At 73.6% G+C, this 20,111-nt stretch carries 20 protein-coding genes; 7 read left to right on the plus strand and 13 right to left on the minus strand.

The window, feature by feature from the left end:
- Nucleotides 1-268: 268 nt before the first annotated feature.
- The 4 genes from ACFVYI_RS39645 to ACFVYI_RS39660 all read right to left on the minus strand — a co-directional run bounded on the left by ACFVYI_RS39645 (nt 269) and on the right by ACFVYI_RS39660 (nt 3,084).
- Complete coding sequence (locus ACFVYI_RS39645) at nt 269-565, minus strand: WhiB family transcriptional regulator (RefSeq protein ID WP_387894606.1); 297 nt, start codon at nt 563-565, stop codon at nt 269-271.
- Nucleotides 566-736: 171 nt separating this feature from the next.
- Nucleotides 737-1,546, minus strand: coding sequence for an SDR family NAD(P)-dependent oxidoreductase (locus tag ACFVYI_RS39650; protein WP_387894607.1), 810 nt, complete (start codon nt 1,544-1,546; stop codon nt 737-739).
- Between the two features lie 279 nt (nt 1,547-1,825).
- Nucleotides 1,826-2,266: a hypothetical protein gene (locus ACFVYI_RS39655; RefSeq protein WP_387894609.1), complete on the minus strand. Its 441-nt coding sequence runs from the start codon at nt 2,264-2,266 to the stop codon at nt 1,826-1,828.
- A 194-nt stretch (nt 2,267-2,460) separates the two neighbouring features.
- Complete coding sequence (locus ACFVYI_RS39660) at nt 2,461-3,084, minus strand: hypothetical protein (protein ID WP_387894610.1); 624 nt, start codon at nt 3,082-3,084, stop codon at nt 2,461-2,463.
- Between the two features lie 235 nt (nt 3,085-3,319).
- On the opposite strand from ACFVYI_RS39660, the gene ACFVYI_RS39665 reads away from it, so the two are divergent.
- The 5 genes from ACFVYI_RS39665 to ACFVYI_RS39685 all read left to right on the plus strand — a co-directional run bounded on the left by ACFVYI_RS39665 (nt 3,320) and on the right by ACFVYI_RS39685 (nt 10,794).
- Entirely contained in the window at nt 3,320-3,730 is a 411-nt protein-coding gene (locus ACFVYI_RS39665) for a VOC family protein (protein ID WP_387894612.1), read from the plus strand.
- 210 nt (nt 3,731-3,940) lie between these two features.
- Nucleotides 3,941-6,340 carry an ATP-binding cassette domain-containing protein gene (locus ACFVYI_RS39670; RefSeq protein WP_387894613.1) on the plus strand — a complete coding sequence of 800 codons (2,400 nt, stop codon included), beginning with the start codon at nt 3,941-3,943 and terminating at the stop codon, nt 6,338-6,340.
- 211 nt (nt 6,341-6,551) lie between these two features.
- Nucleotides 6,552-6,926 carry a helix-turn-helix transcriptional regulator gene (locus ACFVYI_RS39675; RefSeq protein WP_387894635.1) on the plus strand — a complete coding sequence of 125 codons (375 nt, stop codon included), beginning with the start codon at nt 6,552-6,554 and terminating at the stop codon, nt 6,924-6,926.
- Nucleotides 6,927-7,493: 567 nt separating this feature from the next.
- Nucleotides 7,494-10,079 carry a collagenase gene (locus ACFVYI_RS39680; RefSeq protein WP_387894614.1) on the plus strand — a complete coding sequence of 862 codons (2,586 nt, stop codon included), beginning with the start codon at nt 7,494-7,496 and terminating at the stop codon, nt 10,077-10,079.
- 241 nt (nt 10,080-10,320) lie between these two features.
- Nucleotides 10,321-10,794 (plus strand): hypothetical protein, encoded by a 474-nt coding sequence (locus ACFVYI_RS39685; RefSeq protein ID WP_387894616.1) that lies wholly within the window; start codon nt 10,321-10,323, stop codon nt 10,792-10,794.
- 70 nt (nt 10,795-10,864) lie between these two features.
- Here the strand turns inward: ACFVYI_RS39685 and ACFVYI_RS39690 are convergent, their stop codons facing one another.
- The 5 genes from ACFVYI_RS39690 to ACFVYI_RS39710 form a co-directional block, all read right to left on the minus strand.
- A complete protein-coding gene (locus ACFVYI_RS39690; protein ID WP_387894617.1) occupies nt 10,865-12,364 on the minus strand; it encodes a cytochrome P450 in 1,500 nt (499 codons plus the stop codon).
- Between the two features lie 152 nt (nt 12,365-12,516).
- The gene (locus tag ACFVYI_RS39695; RefSeq protein ID WP_387894618.1) at nt 12,517-13,134 is read right to left on the minus strand and encodes an ATP/GTP-binding protein; all 618 of its coding nucleotides are present in this window, start codon (nt 13,132-13,134) and stop codon (nt 12,517-12,519) included.
- The gene (locus tag ACFVYI_RS39700) at nt 13,115-13,474 is read right to left on the minus strand and encodes a DUF742 domain-containing protein (RefSeq protein WP_387894619.1); all 360 of its coding nucleotides are present in this window, start codon (nt 13,472-13,474) and stop codon (nt 13,115-13,117) included. Before ACFVYI_RS39700 ends, ACFVYI_RS39695 begins: the two co-directional genes overlap by 20 nt.
- Nucleotides 13,471-13,878 (minus strand): roadblock/LC7 domain-containing protein, encoded by a 408-nt coding sequence (locus ACFVYI_RS39705; RefSeq protein WP_360629234.1) that lies wholly within the window; start codon nt 13,876-13,878, stop codon nt 13,471-13,473. The genes ACFVYI_RS39700 and ACFVYI_RS39705 overlap by 4 nt, the downstream gene beginning before the upstream one ends.
- A complete protein-coding gene (locus ACFVYI_RS39710; RefSeq protein ID WP_387894621.1) occupies nt 13,875-15,446 on the minus strand; it encodes an ATP-binding protein in 1,572 nt (523 codons plus the stop codon). Before ACFVYI_RS39710 ends, ACFVYI_RS39705 begins: the two co-directional genes overlap by 4 nt.
- Before the next feature lie 595 nt (nt 15,447-16,041).
- Here ACFVYI_RS39710 and ACFVYI_RS39715 point away from each other — a divergent pair.
- Entirely contained in the window at nt 16,042-16,389 is a 348-nt protein-coding gene (locus ACFVYI_RS39715; RefSeq protein WP_387894622.1) for a hypothetical protein, read from the plus strand.
- A 62-nt stretch (nt 16,390-16,451) separates the two neighbouring features.
- On the opposite strand, the gene ACFVYI_RS39720 is transcribed toward ACFVYI_RS39715, so the two are convergent.
- The 3 genes from ACFVYI_RS39720 to ACFVYI_RS39730 form a co-directional block, all read right to left on the minus strand.
- Nucleotides 16,452-16,673 carry a hypothetical protein gene (locus ACFVYI_RS39720; RefSeq protein WP_387894624.1) on the minus strand — a complete coding sequence of 74 codons (222 nt, stop codon included), beginning with the start codon at nt 16,671-16,673 and terminating at the stop codon, nt 16,452-16,454.
- Between the two features lie 171 nt (nt 16,674-16,844).
- Nucleotides 16,845-18,224 carry a diacylglycerol/lipid kinase family protein gene (locus ACFVYI_RS39725; protein ID WP_387894625.1) on the minus strand — a complete coding sequence of 460 codons (1,380 nt, stop codon included), beginning with the start codon at nt 18,222-18,224 and terminating at the stop codon, nt 16,845-16,847.
- 111 nt (nt 18,225-18,335) lie between these two features.
- Entirely contained in the window at nt 18,336-18,662 is a 327-nt protein-coding gene (locus tag ACFVYI_RS39730) for a carboxymuconolactone decarboxylase family protein (RefSeq protein WP_387894637.1), read from the minus strand.
- 534 nt (nt 18,663-19,196) lie between these two features.
- On the opposite strand from ACFVYI_RS39730, the gene ACFVYI_RS39735 reads away from it, so the two are divergent.
- Nucleotides 19,197-19,610: a PLDc N-terminal domain-containing protein gene (locus ACFVYI_RS39735; protein ID WP_387894626.1), complete on the plus strand. Its 414-nt coding sequence runs from the start codon at nt 19,197-19,199 to the stop codon at nt 19,608-19,610.
- A 121-nt stretch (nt 19,611-19,731) separates the two neighbouring features.
- Here ACFVYI_RS39735 and ACFVYI_RS39740 read toward each other — a convergent pair whose 3' ends face one another.
- Nucleotides 19,732-20,082, minus strand: a complete 351-nt coding sequence (locus tag ACFVYI_RS39740) for a 5-carboxymethyl-2-hydroxymuconate Delta-isomerase (protein WP_387894627.1) — start codon at nt 20,080-20,082, stop codon at nt 19,732-19,734.
- Between the last annotated feature and the right edge of the window lie 29 nt (nt 20,083-20,111).

The raw sequence follows: 20,111 nt of genomic DNA on the forward strand, positions 1-20,111 counted from the left end.
GACCTCGTCGTCCTCGACTCCGAGACCTACGACCTGGTCGCCGTCATGCGCCGCGGCGAGTGGATCACCGGCGGCGAGACCTTCGCACCGGTCGGGCCCGTCTGACCCGCCGACGACGACGGCCGCCCGCTCCCCTCGGGGAACGGGCGGCGGCACAGCGCTGCCGGTGCCCGACCGGCCGCGGCAGTGCCGGGACCGGTCGGGCCCAGGGTCGGCCCCGGCTCCGGCGCTGCGGAGCCGTCCGGCGGTGCGGCCGACCCTGGCGAGCTCATGCGACGGGGCCGACGGTCACCAGGTCGTGGACGAAGAGGGCATGGCGCTCCTCCTCGCCCAGCCCGCCCCACACCCCGAAGGGCTCACGTGCGGCGAGGGCGTGGCGGCGGCACTCGATCCGCTCCGGGCAGGCGCCGCAGAGGGCCTTGGCGGCTTCCTCGGACGCGTCGGCCGAGCCGGGGCCGTCCACGTGCCGGAAGAACCGGCTGCCGTCGGTGCTCCGGCACGCGGCGTGCTGCGGCCGGGTCCAGCGGTGGTCCGGTGCCCCGGGCAGGTGGGAGGTGTCGCTCACGCTACGGCTCCTTGTCGACGACGGGCGGGAGTGCTGCGTGCCCCGTCTGACCCGGATCGGCCGTTTCATGCCTGGTGCCCCGGGCCGGATTCGGCACGGGTTCCCCCGGAGGGCCGGTGAGCCGCTCCGGGCCCCTCCCGTCCGTCGCCTCCGTCCGCGGCCCCCGCCGGCTCAGGCGCCGCGCCGCGGTTCCAGCCGGAAGTCGAAGGCCGTGGTGCCCGGGTCGAGGGCGGTGACCCCGCCGTCCACGGTGAGGACCGCGCCGTTCACATAGCTCGCCGCCGGTGAGAGCAGCCAGCCGATCGCGGCGGCCACCTCGTCGGGCTCGCCGGGCCGTCCGGCCGGGGTCAGCCTGGTCGCCTCCCGGTACGCCGCGTCGACGCCCGCCAACCCCTCCTCGTCCGCGAACCGGGTCATCCGGCGGTCGGCCATCTCCGTGCGCACCCAGCTGGGGCAGACGGTGTTGGCCCGCAGCCCGAGGTGGCCGTAGTCGACGGCGAGCGAGCGGCAGAGCTGCAGCAGCGCGGCCTTCGAGGTGGCGTAGGCCGCGTTCCCGACGCCGTTGCGCAGGGCCGAGACGGAGGAGACCGCCACGACGGCCCCCCTCGACCGCAGCAGGTGCGGGAGGGCGGCCCGCAGGAGCAGGAACGGACCGGTGAGGTTGGTGCGCATCACCAACTCCCAGTCGTCCAGGGTGACGTCGCCGACGGAGCCGCCCCGGCCGACACCGGCGTTGAGCACGATCCCGTCGAGCCGCCCGAACTCGGCCACGACTCCCTCCACCAGCGCGCGGACGTCGTCCGGGTCGGTGGTGTCCGACACCCGGGCGACGGCGCCGGTCTTCCGGGCCACCCGCTCCAGCGGTTCGGGGCGTCGCCCGGAGACCACCACCTGGCAGCCCTCGGCCCGCAGCAGCCGGGCGGTGGCCGCCCCGATGCCGGTACCGCCGCCGGTGACGATGACAACGCGCTGATCGGACATGGGTGGGCGCCTCCGCCGGGATCGATGCTCCGCGAACCATCGGATCCTATGCTCACGCCACGTCAGCCCTCCTTCCCGGCTGCTTCCTTGAGGGCATGTGGGGGGTGAACAGCCGCAGCGCGGCGGTCAGGGCCGAGGCCCAGGCCACGGTGGTGCGCCGGCCGGGCGTCCGGCGGCGGCGAGGCGGTCGGTCCTCGGTCGTCCACCGGGTGGATCACAACGGGCCGCCCCCGTGCCGGCGGTCGGCACGGGGGCGGCGGCGTTCCCGGTCCGGCCGGGTCAGTTGTTCTCCTCGGCCCGGACGATCTCGTCGATCCGGTGCTGGAGGGCGTCGGCCTCGGCCCGGGCCTTCCGGGCCGCCTCGTGCTCGCCGAGCCGGTCCAGGGCGGCGGCCTTGCGGCGCAGTTCGGCGACCTCCTGCCGCATCTTCGGCAGGTCGTAGCTGACGGAGCCACGGGTGGTCGGGCGGGAGGAGGCGGACTGGCCGGACTCGTCGGACGGCCGGACGGCGCAGACGGCGCCGACTCCTCCCGGGCCGAACAGCGAGCCGCCGATCAGCGTGTTCAGCACGCCCCGGCAGGCGGCGGACTCCTCGGGCGTCTTCGGCCCGTTGTCGGCCGCGGCCGGCTGGGCGAGCAGGAGCGGGACGGAGCTGAGCGCCAGCACGGAACACGCCAGGCGTGCGGCGGACTTCAGCGACGTGGAGGTGCGTGGGGACATGGCGGGCCCTTCGGAGCAGGAGAGGGAGGACGGGCCATCCCTATCCGAAGAGCCGGCCACGACGGGGGACGCTCCGCCGTCCGTGGGCGTGTCAGCGGCCCGCGGACGGCCTCCCGGTGGTCCGGTCGGCCGGTCCTCGTCGTGGTGGCCGCCCCTTGACCGCCCCGGCGGTAGGTCCGCGTCCGAGCGAGCTCTCAGTGCCCGCCCTTCGGCTCGGTGCAGCCGCCCTCCAGGTAGGGTCCGTGGGCCCGGACCTCGACGGGGGAGCCGAGCCGCCCGGTGACGCAGGGGCCGGTGCCCGGTACGAACAGGTCGAACCCGAGCTGGCTGCCGGACCGGTGGACCGCGGTGCTCGTCGCGGGGTAGCCGAGCGACTCCAGGAGGCGCTGGAGGTCGGCCTCGGTCAGCGGCGTGCCGCCGGCGCGGGCGGCGAGGGCGGCGGTGATCCGCGCGCTGTGCGCCGCTCCCCGGCACTGACCGGCCGCCGTCATGGCCGCCGTCTGCTTGTACATGCTGTTCTCGGCGTGCTTCGCCGCCTCCGGGTCGAGCGGGGCGCCGCTCCCGGTACCGCCGGAGGGGCTCGGCCGGGCGGATTCGCAGCGCAGCGCCGCCACCTCGGGGAAGAGCCGGTCGTGCTCGGCGGCGCCCTGCCGGGCCTGCTCCGCGTAGTCGGGCGCGGTGGCGCTCGCGCCGGTCGCGCCCGGCACCGTCGCCCCACCGGCCCCCGCCCCGGCGTCGCCCGTGCGCACGCTTCCGCAGCCCGCCACCGCCACGGCGGCGGTCAGCACCGCCACCGCCACTGCCACCGGATACCTCATCGGCCCCCCTGCTCTCCCGGATCCGGGGCACGCCTGTTTCGCACCCCCGTTCGAGCCATCATCATGCCGGAGCGCAGAGACTCAGGAGCAGGGACCCCGGGGCCCAGAGACCCCCGGGGCCCGGGCGTCCCGCCGTCGCCGTCCGACCGCCGCGTTCCCGCGTCGCGCGACCAGGACCCGAACCGATCAGGATTCGAGAAGCCCCGCTCGCACAGCCGCGCCTAGCCTCTTCCCCATGAACCTCACCATTCACTGGACCTTCCTCCCGCACACCGACCCGGACGCCTCGCTGGCCTTCTACCGCGACATCCTCGGCTTCGAGGTCCGCAAGGACGTCGGTTACGGCGACATGCGCTGGATCACCGTCGGCCCCGTCGACCAGCCCGGTACGTCCGTCGTCCTGGAGCCGCCGGCGGCCGACCCCGCCACCACCGACGAGGAGCGCCGCACCATCGCCGAGATGATGGCCAAGGGCACCTACGCCCGCCTCGTCCTGGCCACCGACGACCTCGACGCCACCTTCGCCCGGCTGAAGGCCGGCGGCGCCGAGGTCGCCCAGGAGCCGACCGAGCAGCCGTACGGCACCCGCGACTGTGCCTTCCGCGACCCCGCCGGCAACATGATCCGGGTCAACGAACTCCGCTGAGCCGTCCGGCGGCCCCGGACAGGGCCGACGCCACGAGCTGCACGGACGGCCAGGGAATCGGCCCCGGCCGTACTGCCGCGCGACAGTGCGGCCGGGAGGCCGCGCCGACCGAGGGAACCGGACGACCGGCCGAAGCTGGTTGGATCGAGTCGGGCGACGCCGACGGAGACCGCGAAGGCGGCCCGCATGACGGATGGAGAGACGACAACCATGGCCACGAGGACGGATTCGCAGCCGCCTGCGCCGCACGCCGCCGACAGCCACGACGTGATCCGCGTGCACGGCGCGCGGGTGAACAACCTCAAGGACGTCAGCGTCGAGATCCCGAAGCGCCGGCTGACGGTGCTGACCGGTGTCTCCGGCTCCGGCAAGAGCTCCCTGGTGTTCGGCACGATCGCGGCGGAGTCGCAGCGGCTGATCAACGAGACCTACAGCGCCTTCGTGCAGGGCTTCATGCCGACGCTGGCGCGGCCCGAGGTCGACGTCCTCGAAGGGCTCACCACCGCGATCGTCGTCGACCAGCAGCGGATGGGCTCCGACCCCCGCTCCACGGTCGGCACCGCCACCGACGCCAACGCGATGCTGCGCATCCTCTTCAGCCGGCTGGGCGAGCCGCACATCGGCCCGCCCAGCGCGTACGCGTTCAACGTCCCCTCGGTCCGGGCGAGCGGCGCCATCACCGTGGAGCGCGGTGCCAAGAAGACGGTGAAGGCGACCTTCGAGCGCACCGGTGGGATGTGTCCGCGCTGCGAGGGCCGGGGCGCCGTCTCCGACATCGACCTCACCCAGCTCTACGACGATTCCAAGTCGCTCGCCGAGGGCGCGTTCACCATCCCCGGGTGGAAGTCGGACAGCTTCTGGACGGTGCGGGTCTACGCCGAGTCCGGCTTCCTGGACCCCGACAAGAAGATCCGCGACTTCACCGAGAAGGAGATGCAGGACTTCCTCTACCGGGAGCCGACCAAGGTGAAGGTCGAGGGGGTGAACCTCACCTACGAGGGGCTGATCCCCAAGATCCAGAAGTCGTTCCTGTCCAAGGACAAGGAGTCGTTGCAGCCGCACATCCGGGCGTTCGTGGAGCGGGCGGTCACCTTCACCACCTGCCCCGAGTGCGAGGGCACCCGGCTCGCCGAGGGGGCCCGGTCCTCGAAGATCGGGCGGATCAGCATCGCCGACGCCTGCGCGATGCAGATCAGCGACCTGGCCACCTGGGTCGGCGGCCTGCGGGAGCCCTCGGTGGCGCCCCTGCTCACCGTGCTGCGGCGGACCCTCGACTCGTTCGTGGAGATCGGTCTCGGCTATCTCGCGCTCGACCGGGCGTCGGGCACGCTGTCCGGCGGCGAGGCGCAGCGCGTCAAGATGATCCGCCACCTCGGCTCCGCGCTGACCGACACCACCTACGTCTTCGACGAGCCCACGGCGGGCCTGCACCCGCACGACATCCAGCGGATGAACGACCTGCTGCTGAGGCTGCGGGACAAGGGCAACACGGTGCTCGTGGTGGAGCACAAGCCGGAGACGATCGTGATCGCCGACCACATCGTCGACCTCGGCCCGGGCGCCGGTACGGCGGGCGGCACCGTCTGCTTCGAGGGCACCGTCGAGGGGCTGCGGGCCAGCGGCACCGTCACCGGCCGCCACTTCGACGACCGGGCCCGCGTCAAGGAGACGGTGCGCGAGCCCACCGGCAGGCTGGAGATCCGCGGCGCGACGACCAACAACCTGCGCGACGTCGACGTCGACGTCCCGCTCGGGGTGCTGGCCGTCGTCACCGGCGTCGCCGGCTCCGGAAAGAGCTCGCTCGTGCACGGATCGCTGGCCAGGGGCCGGCAGGCCGCCGACGAGGGTGTGGTCTCGGTCGACCAGAGCCCGATCCGCGGCTCCCGGCGGAGCAACCCCGCGACGTACACCGGACTGCTCGACCCGATCCGCAAGGCGTTCGCCAAGGCCAACGGCGTGAAGCCGGCCCTGTTCAGCGCCAACTCCGAGGGTGCCTGCCCCACCTGCAACGGCGCCGGCGTCGTCTACACCGACCTGGCGATGATGGCCGGCGTCGCCACCACCTGCGAGGAGTGCGAGGGGAAGCGGTTCCAGGCGGCGGTGCTGGAGTACCGCCTGGGCGGGCGCGACATCAGTGAGGTGCTCGCGATGTCGGTGACCGAGGCGGAGGAGTTCTTCGGCGCCGGCGAGGCGCGCACCCCGGCCGCGCACGCCGTGCTCGCGCGGTTGGCCGATGTCGGGCTCGGCTACCTCAGCCTCGGCCAGCCGCTCACCACCCTCTCCGGGGGCGAGCGGCAGCGGCTCAAGCTGGCCACCCACATGGCGGACAAGGGCGGCGTCTACATCCTCGACGAGCCGACCGCGGGCCTCCACCTCGCCGACGTCGAGCAACTGCTGGGTCTGCTCGACCGGTTGGTCGACTCCGGCAAGTCGGTCATCGTCGTCGAGCACCACCAGGCGGTGATGGCGCACGCCGACTGGATCATCGACCTCGGCCCCGGTGCCGGTCACAACGGCGGCCGGGTCGTCTTCGAGGGCACCCCCGCCGACCTCGTCGCCGCCCGCTCGACCCTCACCGGCGAGCACCTCGCCGCCTACGTCGGAGCCTGACCTCACCGCTCGCCCTCGCGGACACCGTGACCGCCCGCTCCTGCGCCGCGACCCGACCGGCGGCCGGGCGGGCCGCGGCGCCCGCGAGGGCGACGGTGTCCGTGCGGTCGCCGCCCGCCCTCGCCCCCGGCCGCGGGCGCTGTGGGAGACTGGTCGGGTGAAACGGCCAGACCTCGACGATCTCGTCCGGCTGCGGCGGGCCCGCGACCGGATGGACCGCGACTACGCCGAACCGCTCGACGTCCCGGCCCTGGCGCGCGACGCCCTGATGTCGTCGGGCCACTTCTCCCGCAGCTTCCGCGCGGCCTTCGGCGAGACGCCGTACAGCTATCTGATGACCCGTCGCATCGAGCGGGCCAAGGCGCTGCTGCGGCGCGGCGACCTCACGGTGACCGAGGTCTGCTTCGCGGTCGGCTGTACGTCGCTCGGCTCGTTCAGCGCGCGCTTCACCGAGCTGGTCGGCGAGAACCCGAGCAGTTACCGGGCCCGCAGCCACGAGGACGGCGTCGACGTCCCGGCCTGTATCGCCAAGATCCACACCCGGCCGGTCAGGAACGGAGCGGCGGGCGCCGTCGCGCGGTCGTAGCCCGGGCGCCACGGGCATCGGGCTCGCGCGGTGCTTCGTCGCCGTCGACGACCACGACAAGGCGATCGGCTTCCACCGCGACGCCCTCGGCTGCTCCTATCGCGACGTCCTCGGCCTGGAGGTGCGCAACGACGTCGGGTTCGAGGGAACGCCGCACCAGGTGATGAGTTGATCAAGCCACGATGAGTCCGACCACGCGCCCGGCCGGGGTTCTCCCGGTCGGGCGTTCGGCATGGCCGGCCGTGGGGGTTCGGCGGGCTCCGCGGCGGCCCGCGCCGGGGCGAAGACCGGCCCAGTCCGCGCTGCCGGCCGGCCTGCGGGGCGGCGGGCGAGCTCCCGGCCCGTGACGCTACGGCCGTCCGGCGCCGGCACGCCGGGCCGCCCCGGCCTCCACCGTCGCAGGTCAGCCACCCCGGGGGCCGTCGTGAGCCACGAGTTGGCTGAAAATGCTATGCGATATGACCTGTGACATTGTTCTGACCTTCATTCGGTGCCAGGATCCACGCCAATCTCCTTCACTCAGCTTGACCCCACGTCAGGCTGCCCCCACTCGAAGAAGGACTCAGCGTGCACCTGCGCATACGCCTCTCCACGCTCGCAGCCGGCGTCGTCGCCTGTTGTGCCACGGCCACCGCCGTGCTGCCGGCCCAGGCCTTCGCGGCGCCCGTCGCCGTCACCGCCGCACCGGCTCCGACCGCGACCGCTGCGACCGCGACCGCCGCCGACGTGGCCGCCGCCGCCGCGAGGCCGGCGGGCCTGTCCGCCGCCGGCGCGCCCACCGGGTCCGAGAACCACGCAGCGCCCGCTGCTCCGCTGCCCCGGGCGCTGCTCAGCGAGACCCTCATGGGCGAGCCGGCCACCACGGCCGCGAAGAGCGCCCCCGTCCAGCCCAAGTCCCTGGCGGCGGAGGCCCAGTCGGGCGCGGCCGCCGCCGCGCAGAGCTGCACCCCGGCCGACTTCGCCGGCCACACCGGTGCCGACCTGGTCGCGTTCCTCAAGAGCTCGACGACGGACTGCGTGTCCGCGCTGTTCAACAACGGCGGCACCGACGCGAGCATCTTCAAGCAGTCCCGGATGCTGACCGTCGCGGCCGCCTTCAAGGACCTGGCGGCCACCTACACCGGCGACAACTCGACCGGCATCCTTCAGCTGGTGCTCTACCTCCGGGTGGGCTACTACATCCAGTCCTACTACCCCGACGCGGCCGGCCCGTACACCAGCGAGCTCACCACCGCCGTCAAGGCCGGCCTGGACGCGTTCTTCGCCGCCGCCCGCTGGCACGACGTCACCGACAAGAACGGCGGCGTGCTCAAGGAGGTGCTGACGCTCACCGACAGCGCCAACATCCAGGCCGACTACCTGAGCGTCTACAAGCGGGTGCTGGACGACTACTCCAACTCCTACAACGCGTTCCCGCAGATGGTCAACGCGGTCAACTCCGTGCTGCGGTTCCCGCTCTGGCGGGGCAACACCAACCCGAACTTCGTCAACGCGCTCGGCGCCGACCCGAGCCTCGTCACCTCCCTCGCCAACTTCGCGATCAACCACAAGGACCTGCTCAGCGGGCCCAACGCCGTCCTCGACACCAACGCGGGCAACGACCTGGCCCGGATGGCCGGGAGCAGCCCCGCCGTCGAGGCCGCCGCCAAGCCGCTGGTCAAGCAGGTGCTGAACGCCGCGCCGCTGCTCACCGCCGACGCGTCGCTGTACGTGCACACGGCCTTCCAGGCCACCATCTACAACAACAGCCAGTGCTCGTACTACGACATCTGCAACCTGCCCGCCAAGCTCACCTCGGTGGTCCTGCCGAACCAGCTGGTCTGCGACAACCGCACCATCCAGGCCCAGGCCCTGTCGGCCGCCGAACTGGCCACCGTCTGCGAGAGCCTGCGCCACGAGGACGCGTTCTTCCACAACGTGGTCAAGGACAACGGGCCGATCCCGAACCAGTACAACAAGACCGTCACCCTCGGGATCTTCGCCAACAAGACGGACTACACCACCTACTCGTGGGCGATCTTCGGCAACTCGACCGACAACGGCGGCCAGACCGTCATGGACCCGACCGACCCGAACAACCGGGCCGTGAACGTGATGTACCAGAAGGCCTGGAACAACAGTGACCCCGCCCGGGTGTGGAACCTCAACCACGAGTACACCCACTACCTCGACGGCATCTACGACATGAAGGGCAACTTCACCACCCAGACGTCCGTCCCGGACATCTGGTGGGTCGAGGGCCTCGCCGAGTACATGTCCTACAGCTACCGCGCCACCACCGACACCGACGCGATGGCCCAGGCCGCCCAGCACACCTACAAGCTCAGCACCATCTTCCAGAACACCTACGGCAACTCGGACTCGACCCGCGTCTACCCGTGGGGCTACCTGGCCGTCCGGTACATGCTGGAGAAGCACCCGGCCGACGTCCAGACCATGCTGAGCCGCTTCCGTGTCGGTGACTACACCGGTGGCTACGCGGTCTACAACAACCTCGGCACCTCCTACGACGCCGACTTCGACGCCTGGCTCACCGCCTGCGCCGCCGGCGCCTGCTACGCCACCGGCCCGACCGCGCTGTTCGACACGTCGGTGAACGGCGCGACCGTCAACGTGACCGAGCGGTCCGTGCAGACCGGCCCGGGCCAGATCACCTCCTGGCACTGGAACTTCGGCGACGGCACCTCCTCGGAGGAGCGCAACCCGAGCCACACCTACGCGGCGGCCGGCACCTACACCGTCGCCCTGACCGCCACCGACACCACCGGCAGGACCGCCACCACCCCGGCCTCGGTCACCGTGACCGCCGCCCCGGTCGCCCTGCCGACCTGCACCGAGCAGCGCGCCGACGCGATGGGACGCAACTGCTCGCGGACCGGCCGCGCCGCGACCGCCGGCAACAGCGACTACCTGTACGTCTACCTGCCGGCCGGCACCACCACGCTGAAGGTGACCACCTCCGGCGGCACCGGTACCGCGCACCTGTACTACAACGCGGACACCTGGGCCTCGCCGAGCGCCTTCACCGCCTCGTCCACCGGCACCGGCACCACCCAGTCCCTCACCGTCACCAACCCCACCGCCGGCTACCGCTACCTCAGCCTGTACGCCGTCACCGACTTCAGCGGCGTCACGGTCAGCACCCAGTTCTGACCCCGACCCACCGAAGGACCTCGGGCCGCCCCGACAGCGCGGCTTCGAGGGGTCGGCGCACCACGCGGTGAGTCGACCGGACCACGAGCTGTCCGCGCCCACGCTCGGCCGGGGATTCCCGGCCGGGCGTTCGGCGTGGGCGGCCGTCGGGTCCGCGGCCCCGTCCGTACCTCCCGGCACCGCACCGCACCCACCCGCTCCGCTCGGGCCGCTGAGTCGTTGACAGGGCATGGATGGTGAGGTGGGTGGCGGTCCGGAGCGGGCGCCGATGGTGTGGGCACTGGCGGTGCGCGAGACGGCGGACGGGCCGCCGTTCGCGGAGGTGATCGTGGAGGTCGGCCCCGCGTTGCACGGTGAACTCGTCGAGAACCTGGTGGACAGCGGATTCACACTGGCGGCGGGCGAGCCACCGGACACGACCGCGGTGGTGGAGGTGCGCGGGCCGCTGCTGGCCAGGCTGGTACTGGTCGGGGGGCGGCAGGTGTGGGAGCCCGCCTCGCCGGTCGAGGCCTCGGCCGGCTGGGTGTCGGCGGCCGAGGACCGGGGACGGGTCATCGTCCTCGTGGTGCCGCCGGGGACGTGGCCGCCCGGCCTGATGTCCCTGGCGCCGCAGGGGCGGATCGAACTCTTCACCCGGAGTCTGGAGGAGGCGCGGGCGGCCGGGCGGGTGCTGCACGGCACGGCCGCCGTCGACCTCGGCGCTGCGGAGCTCTGAGCGGGCCGGTCCCGAGCCGCGCGGCGAGTCTGCCGCACGGCCCGGGACCGGCCCGCTCGGGGCCGCCGGGTCAGAGCCGGAGCCACCGGGTGAGCGAGTCCCACCACGACCGCCGCGGCCCGGGGACGGTGGCGGTGGCGGTGACGACGGGCGCGTCGCCGGCGGCAGGCTCGGCAGGGCCGACCGGAGCGGCCGGAGCGGCCGGAGCGGCCGGCGGCGTGGCCGGTACGGCGCCCCGGGTCGCCGGTGTGCTGACGACGGGGGCGGGGGCCGTCGGCTCCTCCTCGGGTGCCGTCCGCGGGGTGAACTGGACGGGGAGGGCGGACAGATGGCGGGAGATCCAGGCGGACGTCCAGGTCAACTCCTCCTCCTCGACGGCGAGGTGGAGGTCCGGCAGGCGGGTGAGCAGGATGTCGATGCCCGTCTCGGCGATGGCCCGCCCGATGTCCTGGCCGGGGCACTCGTGCGGGCCGGCGCCGAAGGCGAGGTGGGAGCGGTTGCCGTGGAGCGGCTTGGTCGGGTCGGGGCGGACGGCCGGATCGGCGTTGCCCGCCGCGAGGCCGAGCAGGAGCATGTCGCCGGCCTTGATCTGCTGGCCACCGAGTTCCGTGTCGCCGGTGGCCCAGCGGCCCGCGACCAGCGACATCGGCGCCGAGTCCCAGAGGACCTGGTCCAGGGCGTCGGGCAGGGTCATGTGGCCGCCGGACAGGTGGGTGCGGAACCGGTGGTCGGTGAGGACCATCTTGAGGGTGTCCGCGATCAGATTGACCGTCGTCTCGTTCGCGGCGAGCAGGACGACCCGCAGGTGTTCCAGGACTTCGTCGTCGGTGAGCCCGGCCTCGTGCTGCATCAGCCACGACACCAGGTCGGCGCCGGGGGACACCCGCTTGCGCTCCATCATCCGGCGCAGCGTCGCGACGACGTAGTCGTTGCTCGCGATGGCCGTCTCGGTGCCCTTCATCAGGTCGCGGGCGGCCTCCACCAGGTGGGGGCCGTACTCCTCGGGCATGCCGACCAGTTGGGTCATCACGAGCATCGGCAGGTGCTCGGCGAACTGGGTCACCAGCTCGGCCCGGCCGGTGGGGCCGAACTCCTGGACGAGCTGGTCGGTGAAGCGGGTGACGTGGCGTCGGACGCCGCGCCGGTCGAAGCTGTTCAGGCCGTCGGTGACCGCGCCGCGCAGCCGTTTGTGCTCCTCGCCGTCGGCGAACACGCAGAGCGGTTGCCAGGCGATCACCGGCATCAGCGGGGAGTCCGGGGCGACCAGCCCGTCCTGGAAGGCCGCCCAGCGGCGGGAGTCCCGGGAGAAGCGGGAGGGGGTGCGCATCGCGATGAGGTTCGCGGAGTGGCCGACGATGAGCCAGGCCGGGAGGTCGCCGTGCAGCAGGACGGGTGCGACCTCGCCGTGTTCGGCGCGCAGCTTCTCGTACAGGCCGGCCGGGTCGGCCTCGGCCTCGGGCCCGTAGAGCCGGCGGAGGCCGCCGGCGCCCAGGCCACCGGTGCCCGGGCCGTGGGCGGGGCACCCGGGCGGTGGGGTGGGGAGCGCGTCGTCAGGGAACGGGGTGGTCACGGTGTCTCCGGGGTCGGGGCGAGGTGGTCGCCGGCAGGCGGTCCTCGCGCGCGGTCGTCGTGAACGGTCGTCGTGAACGGGCCGGGTGCGGGGCGGGCGACGGCGGGTGTGAGAAAGCCTCGGCAGGGGCGGGGCGGGCGGTGGCCGGGCGGTCACCGCGCCGACGGCACCGGGAGGTCGTACAGGTAGCGCATCAGGGCGAGGAGGACGTCGCGGCTGGATTCGCGGGTGCGGGCGTCGCACGCGACGATCGGCACCTCGGGCGGCAGGTCGAGCGCGGCCCGCAGTTCCTCGACCGGGTAACCCGGCGACTCGGGGAAGGTGTTGGCCGCGACGACGAACGGCACGCCGCGGTCCTCCAGCCGCCCGATCACCTCGAAGCTGACTTCGAGCCGGCGGGTGTCGACGAGCACGACGGCGCCGAGGGCGCCCTCGAACAGGCCGTTCCAGAGGAACCAGAACCGCTCCTGCCCGGGGGTGCCGAACACGTACAGCACCAGTTCCTCGTTGATGCTGATCCGGCCGAAGTCCATCGCGACCGTGGTCGAGGTCTTGCGCTCGATCCCGGCCGTGTCGTCGACCTCGGCTCCGGCCTGCGTCATCGTCTCCTCGGTGGTCAGTGGGCGGATCTCGCTCACGGAGCCGACCAGGGTCGTCTTGCCGACCCCGAAGCCTCCCACGATCACCACCTTGACCGCCGTGGTGGCCGAGGCCGGGAGGAGGTCGGCGCTCTGCGGCCCCAAGGCCGTCTCAGAGTCGCTGAAGTCCATGTATCACCGCCTCCAGTAGGGCGCGCTCGGGAAGGACTGCCTGGGGGACACGCGTGCGGGCCTCGATCAGCTGCTCGCCGAGGAGGTCCGCCAGGAGCACGGCGACCGCGCTCATCGGCAGCCGCAGATAGGCGGAGATCTCGGCCACCGACAGCGGTGAGCCGCAGATCCGCAGGATCGCCGCGTGCTCCGGCTGCATCGTGGGCGCCGGCTGCGCGCGGGAGACGATCAGGGTGACCAGGTCGAACGTGGTCTGCTCGGCCAACCCGCTGCGGCCGCGCGTGATCACGTAGAGACGTTCGGGTTTTCCGTCGTCCCAGTCCTGGTCGGCTGCGCTCACGCGACCTGCCCGCCGTTGCGCGCCGGTGTGCTCAGATGCTCGCCGATCCGGGCGACCAGGTCGCGCATCCGCTGGCCCATCAGCCCCGCGTCGACGCCCTCGTCGGCCAGCACGGCCAGGTACGCCCGGGCACCGGCCGCCATCAGGTAGAAGAAGCCGCCGCCCATCTCGATCACGACCAGCCGCATCCGGCCGTCGCTGTGCGGGAACTCGTGCCCGACCGCGGCGGCGAGGCTCTGCAGACCGGCGCAGGCGGCGGCGAGCCGGTCGGCGGTGTCGTTGTCGGTGCCGTGCTGGGCCATGCGCAGACCGTCGGCGGAGAGTACGACGACGTGCCGGGTGTGCGGGACGCTGTCTGCCAGATCCTTGAGCATCCAGTCCATGTTGCTCCGCTGCTGAATCACTGCTCGCTCTTCCCTGCCGACTCTTCGCTGGTGGGGCCGGCCGCGTCGGCGGACGGCGTGTGGCCGTTCACGCCCTCGTGGAACGCGGCCAGCCACATGCCGGGCTGGACCGGCGCCTGGGCCGGTGGCCGGACCGGCTCCGGGGCCCGGGGGGCCGCGGCGATCCTGGGGGGCTCGGCCGCGCCCCGCCGGGAGGGCGCGGCGTGGCGGCGGCGCTGGGGCAGGCCGTTCGCGGTCCGCTCGGTCACCACCGGGATGTCGCCGTCCACCGGGAACGACCCGGAGGCGGAGGCGGTGACGGTCCGCGAGCCCCAGGGCCGCGAGGCGGCCACCGGGCGCGGGCGCTCCGACGGGCGGGGCGCGGTGTCCGGCGCCGGCCGGGGGTTGGCGGCGGCACCGATGCCGTGGGCCCGGCCGGTGGCGGGGGCCGTGGTGATGAGCTCCTGCGGCACGATCAGCACGGCGCGCACCCCGCCGTAGGCGGAGGGGCGCAGCGAGACCTGGAAGCCGTAGGCCTGCGCGAGCCGGCCGACCACGGCCAGGCCGAGCCGGGGGGTCTCACCGAGGTCGTTGAGGTCGATGCCGGCCTGCGCGTCCAGGAGCATCCGCTCGGCACGGGCCCGGCCCTCCTCGCTCAGGCTGAGACCGCCGTCCTCGATCTCGATCGCTATACCGGTCTGCACCTCGACGGCGGTCAGGTGCACGCTGGTCTGCGGCGGGGAGTAGCGGGTGGCGTTGTCCAGCAGTTCGGCGACCGCGTGGATGAGCGGCTCGACGGCCGGTCCGACCACGGCGACCTCGGAGACCGGGTGCAGTTCCACCCGCCGGTAGTCCAGGATGCGCGAGATGCCGCCGCGCAGCACGCTGTACAGCGGTACCGCCTTGCTCCACTGGCGGCCGGGGCGGGCGCCGCCGAGGACGGCGATGCTGTCGGCGAGGCGGCCGATCAGGGCGTTGCCGTGGTCCAGGCGCAGCAGGTCGTCGAAGACCGCCGGGTCGTTGCCGTGCCGGTCCTCCATCTCGCGCAGGTCCTGGGCCTGCCGGTGCACGATCGCCTGGACGCGGCGGGCGATGTTGACGAAGGCCCGCTGGGCGTTCTCGCGCATGCCCTCCTCGTTGTCGACGGCCTCCAGGATGCTGCGCAGCACCGCCAGCCGGGCGGCCTGGAACTGCGGGCCGGTGCCGGTGTCCTGGGACTCGTAGGACCTCAGCACCTCGTCGGTCGACGTGCCGCGCTGGAGCCGGGCGACCGCCTCGGGCAGGCCGGTCCGGGCCAGCCGGAGCGTCTCGGCCTCCTGCTGGGCCAGCCGGCGGCGCAGTTCGTTCTCCTGGAGGGCGAACCGTTCGCGCAGGGCGGCCAGGGCGCGGCCCCGGCGTGCCGTCTCGGCGGCCACCACCGCCACCGCCGCGGTGCCCACGGCTCCGCACCAGAGGACTCCCGTGCGGGCGCCGGCGGAGGTCACCAGCGCGGCGACGACAGCGGCGCCCGCCGTCACGACCGTGGGCAGCAGCCACACGAGTACGGGAGCCGGGCGTCGGCCTCCGGGTGACGATCCAGCACGAAGCATCAGCATCCTCAAGCGGTCGAAGGAGCGGGCAGTGGTCGGGGTCGGTCTCCGGCGGTGCCGGGGGCCGTGGGGGGCGGGCGTTCCGGAGCCGTACCGCGCCGGTGCGGGGCTCCGGCGTGACGGGTGCACGACGAGGCCGCCCCGGGAGCGGGACAACCGGAATGTCCGGGACATTTCTGACGAAAGATCAGTAGCAGTGTTTTATAGCCGATTCGCCGTCGTCCTGTCGCATGTTCCACGGAACCCCGGACGCCGACGGGAACGGCCCGGCCGGGTGGGTACAGGCACCAGACTTGCCCTGCCCCGGCCCTGCCGTACCGTGGCCGGGGGAGGGTTCGCTCATGCGAGGGGTATCCCGGCGAAATCTCCCCGCAGCACGGCGAGTTCGTGGTACGTCCAGGCCTCCGACGGGCCGGTCCGGGGCCGATCCGCGGCCGGGGGCGAGACCGGCAGCGAGACCGGCGGCGGAGGCGGGGCCCGGCCGGCGGGCGGGGCGGGACCGTCGGACATCGCCCCCCGGGCCGGTTTCGCCGGACAGCGCGGTCGGACCGGGTTACGCTGCCGGTGACCTGTGGCGGACGGAAGGACGCGTCGCGTGCTCGGCTGGTGGATCGGTATATCGACGCAGACCCCGGAGCAGCGGGACGGCGCCGGGGACGAGGCCCGCAGGGCGGCACTGCTCGGCCACTGGGAGATCGGCCTGGGCGGCCTGGACTGGCTGACCGGACTCGTCGCCGCGGGCAAGGCCGTCCGGCTGGCGCACAACGGCTATCCGAGCCGCTTCACCGCCCGGGCCGGTGACGTGCTGCCGCTGCTCGCCGCGACCGGGGCGCCCGGCACCGGTCCCACGGCGGGCGCCTTCCTCCTGGAGCTGCACCCCGACCGGATCGCCGCCTGCCCCGCGGACCGCATGCTGACGATCGACGCCTGGGACCTCTCCTGAGCGCGGCCGGGCCCGCCCCCGCCGCCCGGTGACCCGCCGGCCCGCTCGCCGCGGACGGTGCGTCAGGAGGAGGGCGGGCAGAGCACGAGCAGGCAGCTCTGGATCCTGACGTCGTCGACGACGGGCCCGCCGTAGCCGGGGTTGGTGCCGGCGAAGGTCAGGGTGACGGAGTGGTCCAGCAGGGTGGTGAAGACCGCGGTCTGTTCGACGTACCCCATGCTGCGCAGGCCGTGGCCGGTGGTGTCGAAGGCGAAGCTCTTGACGGCTGAACCGTTGATCCGCACCTCGCCGGTCTGCGGGGTCTGCGGCCGAGAGCCCCTTCGGAGTGTGCGGGCCCTACCGCGCTCCGCCAAGGGGCCGACGACACGCACGGGGGCAGCAAGGAGCGGTTGAAGGTCGCAACCGGCGCGCGGCTGCACTCATGCGCCCCCGGCGCGGGTGTGACGCGGTGCCGCTCACTCGCCCCGGGACGTCCGGGAGGTCCGGGAGGTCCGGAAGCGCCGGGACGTCCGGGATGCTCCGGGCGGGCGGCCGAAGGCGAGGCCGGCGACCTCGCGCCAGTCCATGGTGGGGCTGGCCACCGGAGCACCCGGGCGGTCGCGCGGCACCAGCACCCGCAGGGCACCCGGACGGACGGCGCAGACGACCGGGGTCGCGAGCTGCAGCGCCTCCCCGTCCACGGCGACCGCGATCCGGTTCGCGTCGGCGTCGACGACCACGCGAGGGGCGGTCAGGACCCGCAGGCCCGCCGCCCGGGTGCCCCGGAGCGCGACGCCGGCGGCCTGGGACGCGTTGCCCACCCGGATCCCCACGACCCCCAGCGTCGCGCGGTCCAGCCGCGGCCGGCGGTTGCCCACGGCGGTCGGTTCGGGGGCCGCGTAGGGGTTGTTGCTGACCAGCAGCGCCTGTTGCGCGGTCAGTCGCGTGCCGTCGGGCAGCACCGCCTCCAGGGGGTGGCCGGAGTTTCCGAGGAGGAGGTCGGGGAGGGCGCCCAGGGCCGACCCGGCCTTGGCGTCGCGGTACTGCGGGCTCTGCACGATCTCGGCGTACGCGCCGAACGAAGCCGTGTTGACGAACGGCCGGCCACCCACCGTGCCCAGGTCGACCCGCAGCTCCTCGCCGTCGGTGAGCGCGTCCAGACACCGGGCCGGGTTCTCGCGGTCCAGGCCGAGGTCCATGGCGAAGTGGTTGCGCGTCCCGGCCGAGATCACCAGGAACGGCAGGTCGTGCTCGGCGGCGATCTCGGCCACCGTGGCCTGGGTGCCGTCGCCGCCGGCCACGCCGAGCAGGTCCGCGCCCTCCGCGACGGCACGGCGGGCGAGGGCGGCGACGTCCACCCGGACCGTCGGGTCCAGCAGGACGACCCGGGCGCCCAGCGCCTCGGCCCGCTCGACCAGGCCGAACCGGCCGACCTTGCCGCCGCCGGACTTCGGATTCATGATCAGCACGGGGTGCCGGGGGAGCGCGCGGGCGACCGCGCGCATGCCGTCGAAGGGCCGGGCCCCTCGCAGGGCCCGGCGCGCGAGCAGCACGGCGACGGCCCAGAGCGCGAGGGCGCCCAGTGCCGCCGGCCACAGGTCGGCCCTGGCGTAGGCCACCACGACGGCCGTGGGTGCCGCGATCACGAGCAGTGCGCCGGCCAGCCGCACGGCGCCGTGGTGGGACACCACCCACCAGGTGCCGGCCGCGGTGAGCGCCAGGCCGGCCAGCCCGATGGCGACCACCAGGAAGCCGCCGGCTCCGACCACGGCCACCAGGACCGCGACGGCACCCAGGGCGCAGACCAACGCCGCGCGGGCGGCCCACCGGGCACTCGCGAGGGAACGGGACGCCATCCTCCGCGCCTCCTCAGCTTTCGCCCGGTGCCGGCGGTCCGGGGCGCGCGGTCACGGGGTGCCCCGAACCGTCGGTGCCGGCGACCGGGGGGGTCTCGCCGCGACGGACGATCAGGCGCCCGACGTCATGTCGCTCTCGGCCACGGCGATGGCCAGGCCGAGCGCCTCCGCGATGTGGCCGGCCGCCGACATCACGCGGGCGGTGCCCACGATCGGCGCGATGGCCACCAGGACGTCCTGGAGCTGTTCGGCCGTCAGGTCGGTGCCGTCGGCGGCGCCGATGTGGGCGAGGTAGGACATCGGCGGCGCGTCCATCGCGACGAGCGCGGCGATCCGGGTGAGGAGGAAGGTGTCCATCGGCAGGCCGCACCGCTCGACCGAGTCGAGGGTCATGGCGGCGAGTGTGTCGAGAACGGGGGTTTCGGACGGGCTGGTCATGCTGCTCATGCCGGGCCATCTCCTTCGGTGGGCGGGAGCCGGCACGCCGCAGCTGAGGAGCAGCGGACTGCTCGAACGCCGTGCCCCCTCCATCGACCATAGGCCGGATGGGTGACGGTCGCACTCCGTTGCGGCGGCCGCCCCGGCAGCCGGTCCCCGACGGCCCGGGCCCGGGCGGGGAGGCCGGTCCCCGGGCGCCGGTTTCCCGGCGCCGCTCCCCGAGCGCCGGTGCCCGGGGGAGGGCTAGTCTGAAAAAGTGCCCGCAGTGTCGTCGGGTCCGCTTGTGGGGCGTGCCGATCGGCCACCGAGGAGGACGCCTGTCCGGCGACCGGGGCCGACCTCGCCGCACCTGCCCGGCGGCAGGTCCGGTGGGTCGGGGCGCTGCCGCCTCCGCCCGCCGGGGCCCGCTCACGGACCGGCGCCGGGCGCACCCGGTTCCCACCCGGTGGGCCCGACTCGGCGAGGCACCCACGGTGGTGCCGCCCCCACGCGATGCGAGACCGGTCGTGGGAGGAGTCGGACAGGAGACCGACGATGGACATTGCAGTGCAAAACCTGGCCGCGGACTACCCGCTGCTCAACGTGTTCTGGACGATGTGCTGGTTCTTCCTCTGGATCCTCTGGTTCATGCTGCTCTTCCGGATCATCGGAGACATCTTCCGGGACGACGGCCTCGGAGGGTGGGGGAAGGCCGGTTGGCTGATCTTCGTCATCTTCCTGCCGTTCCTCGGCGTCTTCGTGTACCTGATCGCCCGTGGCTCCGGAATGGGTCAGCGCGAGCTCGCCCGGGCGCGCAAGCACGACGAGGAGTTCCGCTCCTACGTCCGGCAGACCGCCGAGGAGAAGCCGAGCGCGGCCGCGGAACTCGCCCGGCTCGCCGACCTGAAGACACAGGGCCACCTCACCGACGAGGAGTACGAGAAGGCGAAGGCCAAGGTGCTGGCCTGAGGGGAGGAGTTCGTGACGGCGGACCCCGCTTCCCGGACCCGCGGGAAGCGGGGTCCGCCGCCGGGCCCGGGCCTGCGGGCCGGCGAGGGAGTCCGGCTCCGCCCGGCGGCCCGAGGGCGGGCTACCGCCCGGGGTGGTGGACGAAGCGGTACGTCTCCCGGTCCAGCTCGGTGACCTCCACGCCGAGCAGCGCGGGCACGGCGACGGACGCCTCCAGCAGGGCCAGCACCCGCGCCGTCAGCTCGGCCCGTTGTCCGGTGCTCCGGCCCGCCAGGATCTTGATCTCCACCAGGACCACCGCCTGCCCGGGCGAACCGTCACCGACCCGGTACTGCGCGGCCGGGCGGAACACCGTCTTGCACTCGGCCACGGTCGTGTCGATGACCTCGCCGATCAGCGAGTGGACCGCTGCGGCGAAGCCCTGACGGTCGAAGTCGAGGTCGGCCGAGTGGTCGACCAGGATCTGTGGCACGGGGAACCTCCGGGAGAACGAGCGATGCG

It is taken from the genome of Kitasatospora sp. NPDC058218, from assembly GCF_042882445.1.
Taxonomy (GTDB): Bacteria; Actinomycetota; Actinomycetes; order Streptomycetales; family Streptomycetaceae; genus Kitasatospora.

What these genes read in the sequence shown, in the direction of transcription:
- ACFVYI_RS39650 (WP_387894607.1), bottom strand. Translation starts at nt 1,546, where the DNA reads ATGTCCGATCAGCGCGTTGTCATCGTCACCGGCGGCGGTACCGGCATC.
- ACFVYI_RS39655 (WP_387894609.1), bottom strand. Translation starts at nt 2,266, where the DNA reads ATGTCCCCACGCACCTCCACGTCGCTGAAGTCCGCCGCACGCCTGGCG.
- ACFVYI_RS39660 (WP_387894610.1), bottom strand. Translation starts at nt 3,084, where the DNA reads ATGAGGTATCCGGTGGCAGTGGCGGTGGCGGTGCTGACCGCCGCCGTG.
- ACFVYI_RS39665 (WP_387894612.1), top strand. Translation starts at nt 3,320, where the DNA reads ATGAACCTCACCATTCACTGGACCTTCCTCCCGCACACCGACCCGGAC.
- ACFVYI_RS39670 (WP_387894613.1), top strand. Translation starts at nt 3,941, where the DNA reads ATGGCCACGAGGACGGATTCGCAGCCGCCTGCGCCGCACGCCGCCGAC.
- ACFVYI_RS39675 (WP_387894635.1), top strand. Translation starts at nt 6,552, where the DNA reads ATGGACCGCGACTACGCCGAACCGCTCGACGTCCCGGCCCTGGCGCGC.
- ACFVYI_RS39695 (WP_387894618.1), bottom strand. Translation starts at nt 13,134, where the DNA reads ATGGACTTCAGCGACTCTGAGACGGCCTTGGGGCCGCAGAGCGCCGAC.
- ACFVYI_RS39710 (WP_387894621.1), bottom strand. Translation starts at nt 15,446, where the DNA reads ATGCTTCGTGCTGGATCGTCACCCGGAGGCCGACGCCCGGCTCCCGTA.
- ACFVYI_RS39725 (WP_387894625.1), bottom strand. Translation starts at nt 18,224, where the DNA reads ATGGCGTCCCGTTCCCTCGCGAGTGCCCGGTGGGCCGCCCGCGCGGCG.
- ACFVYI_RS39730 (WP_387894637.1), bottom strand. Translation starts at nt 18,662, where the DNA reads ATGACCAGCCCGTCCGAAACCCCCGTTCTCGACACACTCGCCGCCATG.
- ACFVYI_RS39735 (WP_387894626.1), top strand. Translation starts at nt 19,197, where the DNA reads ATGGACATTGCAGTGCAAAACCTGGCCGCGGACTACCCGCTGCTCAAC.